1 protein-coding gene is annotated in these 800 nt (G+C 63.1%); it reads right to left on the reverse strand.

The annotated features are described in order from the left end of the window. Positions 1-356: 356 nt before the first annotated feature. The coding region (locus AQZ49_RS21215) for a flagellin (RefSeq protein ID WP_255355438.1) at positions 357-800 on the reverse strand (444 nt) is incomplete at its 5' end.

Here is an 800-nt window from a genome sequence, read left to right on the forward strand (position 1 = left end):
CGGAGCCGATTTTGGCCCAGTGCCCCTAGCTTTGCGGAACGCAAAGCGTTCCTTGTCTGGAGGGATGGCGCAGGAATATCGGGAATACTTAGCTGCGCTGGCCTTTGGCTCAAGCCATCTCGACGTAGCAATGGGCCAAAAGGGGCCCGCCCCTTCGGGGTTGCTCTGGAAAGCCCCGTGGCAGCGTTGCGTCGCTTGCACGGGGCTAGAGCGGCGCCTGCACACGAAAAGGGCCGCCCGGGCGGCCCTTTTTTTGCGCCCGCGGCCGATGCAATTGCGCCCGGCGATCTGCCGATCGCCGGGCGCAATTTGTCCTGCCGGGCGTCGTGACACCCGGCAGGATCGGCTCGTGACACTTAACCCTTGAGCAGTGACAGCACGTTCTGCTGGCTCTGGTTGGCCTGGGCAAGCATCGCGGTAGAGGCCTGCGACAGGATCTGCGACTTGGCCAACTGGGTGGTGGACGCCGAATAGTCAGTGTCCTGGATCTGGCTGCGTGCCGACGACAGGTTGGTGATGTTGGTATTCAGGTTGTTCACCACCGAGGTCAGCCGGTTCTGTGCCGCCCCCAGTGACGCTTCGGTCGTGTTGACCTCGGCCACGGCGGAATCGACGTTGGTGATGGTCGTCGCAGCCTTGGCCTGTGTCGTCACGTCCAGCGACTGGGTCGCCCCCGATGCGCTGGAATAGTTGGTGTTGCCGGTGCCGCCGGTCGTGCCGAACAGCGTCGAGCCGTTGAACGCGTTCGAATCGATCACCACCGTATCGCCATTGTTGGCCCCGGTCTGGATGGTGAACTT

This window comes from Novosphingobium sp. FSW06-99, assembly GCF_001519065.1.
Lineage (GTDB): Bacteria > Pseudomonadota > Alphaproteobacteria > Sphingomonadales > Sphingomonadaceae > Novosphingobium.